This is a genomic window from Nocardia sp. NPDC049707 (assembly GCF_040674855.1).
Taxonomy (GTDB): Bacteria; Actinomycetota; Actinomycetes; order Mycobacteriales; family Mycobacteriaceae; genus Nocardia.
Genome location: NZ_JBFANN010000098.1, coordinates 1 through 7,299, shown reverse-complemented (window position 1 = coordinate 7,299; position 7,299 = coordinate 1). Strand labels below are relative to the sequence as shown.

The following is a 7,299-nucleotide window of genomic DNA, read 5'->3' as shown; positions in this document are numbered from 1 at the left end:
ACCAGCCGAGTATGAAGCCGACTACTATGCACACCGCGCCGAGCAACCAGCCGGTGACAGATAAAACGGTGTGCACCAAAGCCGGGGCGATTCACAGCTCCCGAGACCAACACCGTGACACGGGCCGACCCAGTCCCAACGGGTTTGCCGCTGTTAACTTGTGACCGATAGAGTTCCGCTGTAAGTCGAAGAAGATCCATGTGTTGATCGGGGTTGGGGAACAATGGACGAGTACAGCGCGCGTCGGGCAGCGCACCTCAAACGAGTTCCAAACCGGTGATCTGGCCGTCGGATGGCGTACTGCTCGACGTCATTCGGATGGCGATACCAGATTTCAAGGTCACTCTGATGACCGAGGAGGAGTCCAGGGCTCTCGATAACCTCTATTCCAAAAAGGGGCTATCCGGTCTGAAGGACTTCTTCGATATCACCTCGCTGGCGGAGGACGAAGCCAAGAAGCGGTATCCGACCTCCTGCCTGGACGGGCACGGTGACGCATTCCGGCATACATACTGGAATGCGTTGATGACGCAAAAGTTCGGTGAGGATTGGACCCAGACCTACACCACGAGCCATGAAAAGATCGGTGGGAACCCGCCACATCGCGAGGCTATGGATCTGTACAACAACGAACAAGGGCGAAAGATCGGCCTGGCGAATTCGAACGCATCGGCCGAAGAGTTGGCGCAGAAGGTCAAGGAACACATCGACAATGGGCAAGCCATCGTCCTCGGCAGCCCGGTCGATCCGGCCACCGGTATCCGGAGTCGGCCGACGATCACCTGGAGCAACAGCGTGAGCGAGAGCGATACCGGCCAGCCTGCCGGAGTTGAGATTCCGTTGCCAGGGAAGAAATGATCACATGACTAAGCTGAAGTACGTACTGCTGGTCTCCGCTGCCGTGTCGGCGCTGAGCGCCTGCACCTTCTCCGCCGATCGAGCCGACGATCAAAATTGCACTGGCACATTCGATTTCAGCTCTCCTTACGATGAGCCGCTTGGATCGAGCAAACGTTTCGATGCCGCGCTGCGTGAGGTGGCGAAAGGTACGGATGGAGCCACGCTGATCGAAATAACCCGTGCGGCCGGTTGGACTGATGGCTGGGAGCGGTTGGTGGAGGTGCGTATTTCCACCGAAGTGGCCGACCTCAACAAGAACGCGAACACGCCAGGTCAGTGTTGGAAGCATCTCCCCACAATGGGTTACCGGGAAGGACCGGAGCAGGGCTACTACCTGTTCGTCGACAAAGGCAAGCCGGTTCAGGTCGTTCCTTGGAGCGGTGATCGGAAGCCTCTCGGAGTACGCGACCGCGGGGCACTGACCGCCGAATCGGTGCTGGTGCCTCGGCCAGGGCACGACAGACTGGAACCGGCGTCATAGGAGCCCATGTTTGGTGAGGTTATTCGGCTGCGCCACGTGGTCGAGTTCCGTAGCGGATCAGCGTCTGTGAAGAAGTAGGCCCCCGTGGGGCTCAGATTGGTCGGCGCGGGTATGTACCGCTCGAGCAGCTCGATCGGTTGCTCGTCTCGGCCACTATCGGCATCAGCGCTTTGGGTTGGCCTGAATGCGGTAGCCCCGCCGAACTTGGTCGGCGGGGCTAGTTGTCACTCGGGCCGTGGTGACCTCTTATGACTATGAGGTGGACGCTGCCCGGTACGGAAGACCCCGAACCTGCCTGCCAACCTCAGAGTGAGGGTTGCTGAGTGCCTCATACACCTTGTGGCCGGAGTCGCGTGCGCCACCGGCCCAGCTGACAACGCCCTTGTCGTTGACCTTCGCTGCGATGCCACCCCAGTAGGCCCCTCCGCGCGCCCACTTCACATCGCTCAGCAGGCTCTCAACGGTCTGACCAACCGGGAGCGGGTCTTTGGTCCAGGACGTTTCACGGTGGATGAGCGCGCCCAGCGCCGCCATGACCGCAGGTGCTGTAATAGCCGTCTTGTTGTTGAACAAGTCCGTGCTGGCGCGCAAGAACGCACTGAGGAGTTCCACTGTCTCGCGCTTGACGGTTGTCTGATCGGGCTCGCCAGCAATGTCCGTGGGATGAACGTCGGCCGACGCGGCCTGAATACCGGCCTTTCCAAGCAGCGTGGTAACGACCAGCGTACGGAGACCCTGAAGGGTGAACCATTCCTTAGATTTGGCCCCGACCTGTCGCTTTCCGGTCAGGACCAGTTCCAACAGCGTCACATCCTCACCATCGATGGTGACGATCGTGGACTCGATGAGCTGTTGTGTGATGGTGGTGCCGAAGTCCCGCATGTCCATTGACATGGCGAGCGACTTGTCCACAGGGGCACCCTTGTTGTTGCGGTCGTGGAATATTTGCCGGGCCTCGAGAGCCGAGATGCCGTGGTACACCTCGAAGGCCATTACCGCTTCGCCAAAGTCGAACTCAGACAAGCCGAACGCTCCAGGGTTCTTCTTGATGCGGTGCAGCGCGGTGATCTGGGTTTCCCCATCGATGGCGATGAGACCATCGCGGATCGGAAAGAAGGCGCTACCGGTCTCCTCTTCAATCTCCAGCGGTCGCGGGCACCAGAGCGTCACGGGAGGAACCGACCAAGCATTACCGAGTTCCCCGGTGATGCCGCTGGCAAGATAGTCGGCGTAGCTGGCGACGTTCTTGGACTTCGGGCTCTTTGCGGTTCCGACCATGCGCTGCACCAACTCCCGCAATCGGCCGTAGTCGTCAACTTCATGGCCTGCCTTGCGGTCACGCGCAGCATCCTCCTCGACACGCACGGGGTCATTGACCATGTAGAGCAGGTTTTCGATGTCGATTGTGCCGATGGCAACCGTCGGCCGGAGCGGTGTGAGTCGCAGTGGAAAGCCCGTAGTGACGGGCTTCAAGGTCGTGCTGAGGGACACGTGCGAGTTCCTAACTTTGTCGGAAACCTTGTTGCGCGTTGCGATTTAGCTAACAGTGACCCTAGACCCGTAACCGCGGTTGGCGCAACACTTCGATTTTGCTGACCGCGGTTAGCCTTGTGCCGAATCGTGCAGGCCGCGGTTTCGGAGATGGTTGCTCACTATGACCCATAGCTGGCACGCCTTGGTCCGTGTCCCGTTCCCGGTCATCCTTGGCGTCCGTTCGACCAGGAGAATCGCGACCTTTAGCAGACGCCCGATTGCGTGTCGACTGGGCTGGAACCTGAAGCAGCTGACCTGCGTCCAACTCGGGTTGAATGACTCACGGCGACAACGGATTGCGCGTACCGGCGGCGATCCGTTGCCCGGCGGTGGTCGAAATGATGGGGCTCGGCCGGGGTCGTCACGACATGACGCCGGGCGGAGGTCCTGTGGCTCCGCTGCGGCTCGATCGCCGGAAAGTGTCGGGCGTGCTTAGGAGTTCGGCATGCCGTATGCGCTGTATGCCTGGGTGAATTTCATCGACGAGGTCGGCCTGGACCGGGATCCGGGGTGGCTCGACCCGGGCGTTGCTGCGCGGCGAGCGGGATATGGTGAGCGACTTTCTGATGATCGGGGACACCGAGACGTTGCGGGTAGACGGGCCGGGGACGATTTTCAAGGTCGACGAGGAGCTGGTCGACGGGTGCGATTTGGTGGGGCGTGATCTGAGCAGCGCCGACTGGCGGGTGGAGCAGATCCTGGTGCGGACGGACGGGACCAGGGAGGACGTGCTGCGGATCATGGCGGTGGTCGAGGAGGACGTCGACTACGCGACCGACGACGCGCCGGAAGGGAACCCAGTCGGCCGTGGCGAGGTCGTGACCACCTGGGCGGATCAGCACGGTCAGTGGGATCTGGCCCTCGTCCGCCTCGGCGCTACGGGTTGAGGATCTGCTCCGTCACCATGGTCACGTCGTCGGCGGTAGGTCGGATCGGCCTGAGCTACCTTCTTGAATCGCCTTCGGCCAGACGGATCTCCCATCTGATGGTGACCGAGACATGTCCGGTGCCGCCGTAGTCAGCCGTGGGTTCGATCGCGGTGACTTTGCAGAGGACATGTCCGTGCTTGTTGCGCATTACACCGATAGACCCCACGTCGATCTTGGGCGAATGGTGTCCATAGTCCAGCGCGTCGGGATCGTCAATCTCGTTGAACTGGTTCGCGTAGCGCGCCAGTGCGACGACACCGGGCGTTCCTCCATACATGTAGATGGCCGAGGCGCCGCAATTGCTCCAACGGGTTACCCATGAGGCACTGTTGGGCTGCTCATCGACACTGATGGTGAACTGGCCGCCGTTCATCGTGAAGTCAAACTTTGCGCCCGCGCTCATGCCGGTTCCCCGTGTGAATACCTGTGTAAAGTCCGTGTTGGCGTCGCGCACCTGCTCGCGAAGGTCGGCCGGAAAATCGCGGAGCTGGACGCCGTGGTCGCGCAGGTACTTCCATCCGAGGCGGTTGACCTGAGGGTTGGGGTCGTATTCGCCTATATGGACAACGGTAATGCCCGCCTCTGCGATGAGTTCCGCGCACGGAACCCGGGACGTCCGGGAGTTCGCGCACGGCTCCAGCGTCGTGTAGAGCGAGGCTCCGGCGAGGTTGGTGTCAGCCACCCGGGCCTTCTGGAGGGCTACTTGCTCTGCGTGCAAACCCTCGACCTCGCCTTTGTAGCCAGTCGCCAGGGTGCTGTCTCCGCTCGCTATGACAGCGCCGACGCGGGCGTTCCCAGGAGACTTCCGTGCCTCTTCGATCGCTCGTGCGGCGAACGCGCGTTCGACGTCCTTACACGAGTGGGTGCCTGGTCCATGGTCCATGCGTTCAGATTGGCAGCCTTGGATCAACTCGTGAAAATTAGGTCCATGTGTCGCGCCGGCACCGGTCGGGTCGGTGGGTTACGCGCAGAGGTTATTCGGCTTCGGAATGTGAGTCGGGCCCCGAGCAGGGCGTTTGACGTGCGGCGATGGGATGTCAATGGGGTCGGATTCCGCTTCAACATGTTGCGAAGTGCCATGTCCGTCGAACAGTAAGCAGGACAACGCCTCAGCGCTGACGACCTGCTCACCACGAGACCGGCAGGCTGTCAGCGGTCGAAGTGTCCGCGAGTCGTGCGGCGGTGAAGGCCGACCATTCGGACTGGGTGAACACGAGTGTGGGGCCGGATGGGTTCTTCGAATCATGAACGTCGACATGGTTGTTCGGGAGGAAAGCGATTTCGACGCAGTTCGAGCTGGCACCGCTCCGGCTGCCCTTGAGCCAGTCGGCACTGACCAGATCGGTGTTCTACTTCGCCATCAGTCTGAGCAGAACCCGGCTGGCGTCGGCATCCATCGCACTGCGCCGCAGGCTCTTGACCGCAGAACGAGCCCGAAGCCGAAATCACCCCATTCAGCGCCGCGGTGATCATGCCCTGCATGTTCGGCGAGGCTCGTGAGTGCTCCGAACCCCGATCAGCGCACCGCCCTCGTTCAGTCCAGCTTCTTTTCAAACCAGTGGTCTGCCAGTGGGTCGTCGCCGTACGGCGGAATCTCGGCATATCCGTGCTTCGCGTATAAGGCGCGGGCCTCCACGAGATCCTCGCGTGTGGTTAGGCGGATCGTGCGAGCGCCGAGTTCGCGGGCGGCGACCTCGGCCGAGCTGAGCAGTTCGGCGGCGGCGCCGTCGCCGCGGGTATCGGGGCGGACGAACATGCGCGTCAACTCGAGCGTCTGCGCGTCGAGGCGGCGCAGGCCGACGCAACCGACGGCCTCGCCGCTTCGGCGCGCGAGCAGCAGCAGACCGGTGGGTGGGGTCAGGTCGTCGCTATCGTGGCCTTCGGCCAGATGCCGGTCGATCTCCGCGTTGTCGGTGGGACGGCCGTAGTAGCGACATATCATCTCGGCCAGGTAGAGCCGGAGGATAGCGGCCGCCTCGGGCGAACGCGGGTCGGCGGGCTCGACCGACCACGGGGCAGACCCGTTCTCTGTCACGGTATCGACCTACCCCGCTCGTCAGTCGAATTGCATTCCCCGCCAGCGGTTTTCGTGCAAATCTGGTAAAGTGCGCCAATGCCTCGTCAAGCAACGTGGTAATCCGGCAGCCGGATCTGGGAGCCGACGGGCGAAGTCGCGTTTGGGGTGGGCGCGCTGGTTTCGCCAGCGGATGTAGGTGTCGATGGTGTCGTCCTGTTCGCCGTGGTTGTGGTGGTCGGTGCCGTTGAGGGCAAAGTAGCGCAGCGCGGCGAACCCGGATTCGATCCAGTTCAACCACGACGACCGGTTCGATCTACACATGGCCCGCGTCGGCGCAAGCCCGCGAAGCTGCACGCGGACAAGGGCCTACGCGCTCCCCGACCGGCATCTTATAGTCGTTAGATGACGCAGGGTTGGGAGCCGACACAGCATTGGCAACCGCCGCCACCGGCGGTATCGGTTGTCGTCGAAGCATCCAACCCGACCTGGACGAAGGTCGGTTGGTCGCCGATGATGGTCGAGTTCGCTCCCGGTCTCCGGTTCGAGCTGCATCCCGGTCAGAACCACTTCTCCCTGCTGCCCGGACGCTATCGGGTGCGACTTTGGTCGGGCTACGGCTTCGGCTTCGGGGATACCGGCAAGGCGACGCTCGATATCGACGCCACCGGCGGACCGGTCTGGATCTACTATGCAGCGCCGTACTTCGACTTAGGCCGCGGCGCAGCCGGTTTCGAGCCTCAGAGACGTCGCATCGGAGTGATCCATGTGGCAATACTGTGCTTTGTTGTCCTGTGCATGTTGCTGACTCTGCTCTAGCTCGGGTTCGGGGATGTCTCGTGTGGTGGAAGGCGGTTCTCGCATAATGTGACCGGCGATAAATGCAGCGGGTTTCCCATCACTGGGATGTTTGGCTCGTCAGCTTGGTCGCCCGTTGGTACCGGATAGAGATCAATTCATTGGCGTCGGTGGTAGTGGGAAGCGACAATGACGAGTATGAGACCGGCTGTGGGTGCCGATGTGGTTCGGTGTGAGGAGTGTGGCGGCTACGAGTACGGCGGAGCGCCCGACTGCCACCGCTGCTGCACTCTCGTCGACGACATCATCAACGACGAGTGGCGGCGCTTCCTCAGCGACTGGCAGGGCGAATCCGAACACGAAATCGCCCGTCTCGTCGTGACCGAACCCGACAGGCATGACTGGCGTGTGGTCGACGCCGCTCTCGACAGGATCACCTGTATCGACTGCGGTAAACAACTGAGTCGTGGCCCGATGACCTGCTCGCCCTGCAATCTCGCTCACGGGTTTCGTTACGCCGCAGTTGAGACTGATCGCCCAGGAGTCCCACCCCTGCGTGTCAGGCTGAGTTGAGTCCACCGGTTCACAGCAAATCGGCCTGACGCGGGGCGAGATTCGGATCGACGTTTTCATGACCAGTACGA

General features: G+C 61.8%; 10 protein-coding genes. 5 read left to right on the top strand and 5 right to left on the bottom strand.

Features of this window, described 5'->3' with window-relative positions:
- Positions 1–276 precede the first annotated feature (276 nt).
- Complete coding sequence (locus tag AB0J29_RS36790; protein ID WP_364795902.1) at positions 277–858, top strand: hypothetical protein; 582 nt, start codon at positions 277–279, stop codon at positions 856–858.
- Between the two features lie 4 nt (positions 859–862).
- On the top strand, positions 863–1,381 hold the full coding sequence (locus tag AB0J29_RS36785) for a hypothetical protein (RefSeq protein WP_364795901.1): 519 nt from the start codon (positions 863–865) through the stop codon (positions 1,379–1,381).
- A gap of 252 nt (positions 1,382–1,633) precedes the next feature.
- Here the strand turns inward: AB0J29_RS36785 and AB0J29_RS36780 are convergent, their stop codons facing one another.
- Positions 1,634–2,872: a DNA sulfur modification protein DndB gene (locus AB0J29_RS36780; RefSeq protein ID WP_364795898.1), complete on the bottom strand. Its 1,239-nt coding sequence runs from the start codon at positions 2,870–2,872 to the stop codon at positions 1,634–1,636.
- A gap of 590 nt (positions 2,873–3,462) precedes the next feature.
- Between AB0J29_RS36780 and AB0J29_RS36775 the strand changes: the two genes are divergently transcribed.
- Positions 3,463–3,801, top strand: coding sequence for a hypothetical protein (locus AB0J29_RS36775; RefSeq protein WP_364795895.1), 339 nt, complete (start codon positions 3,463–3,465; stop codon positions 3,799–3,801).
- Positions 3,802–3,856: 55 nt separating this feature from the next.
- Here AB0J29_RS36775 and AB0J29_RS36770 read toward each other — a convergent pair whose 3' ends face one another.
- From AB0J29_RS36770 to AB0J29_RS36755, 4 genes are all read right to left on the bottom strand, one after another.
- Positions 3,857–4,726 (bottom strand): deaminase, encoded by an 870-nt coding sequence (locus tag AB0J29_RS36770; protein ID WP_364795892.1) that lies wholly within the window; start codon positions 4,724–4,726, stop codon positions 3,857–3,859.
- Positions 4,727–4,970: 244 nt separating this feature from the next.
- Positions 4,971–5,123, bottom strand: a complete 153-nt coding sequence (locus AB0J29_RS36765; protein ID WP_364795904.1) for a DUF397 domain-containing protein — start codon at positions 5,121–5,123, stop codon at positions 4,971–4,973.
- Between the two features lie 254 nt (positions 5,124–5,377).
- Entirely contained in the window at positions 5,378–5,878 is a 501-nt protein-coding gene (locus AB0J29_RS36760) for a GNAT family N-acetyltransferase (RefSeq protein WP_364795890.1), read from the bottom strand.
- Positions 5,879–5,899: 21 nt separating this feature from the next.
- On the bottom strand, positions 5,900–6,214 hold the full coding sequence (locus AB0J29_RS36755) for a hypothetical protein (protein ID WP_364795888.1): 315 nt from the start codon (positions 6,212–6,214) through the stop codon (positions 5,900–5,902).
- A 48-nt stretch (positions 6,215–6,262) separates the two neighbouring features.
- Here AB0J29_RS36755 and AB0J29_RS36750 point away from each other — a divergent pair, with 48 nt between their 5' ends.
- Both AB0J29_RS36750 and AB0J29_RS36745 read left to right on the top strand, forming a co-directional pair.
- On the top strand, positions 6,263–6,676 hold the full coding sequence (locus tag AB0J29_RS36750) for a hypothetical protein (protein WP_364795885.1): 414 nt from the start codon (positions 6,263–6,265) through the stop codon (positions 6,674–6,676).
- A gap of 189 nt (positions 6,677–6,865) precedes the next feature.
- A complete protein-coding gene (locus tag AB0J29_RS36745; RefSeq protein ID WP_364795884.1) occupies positions 6,866–7,228 on the top strand; it encodes a hypothetical protein in 363 nt (120 codons plus the stop codon).
- The last annotated feature ends 71 nt before the right edge of the window (positions 7,229–7,299 follow it).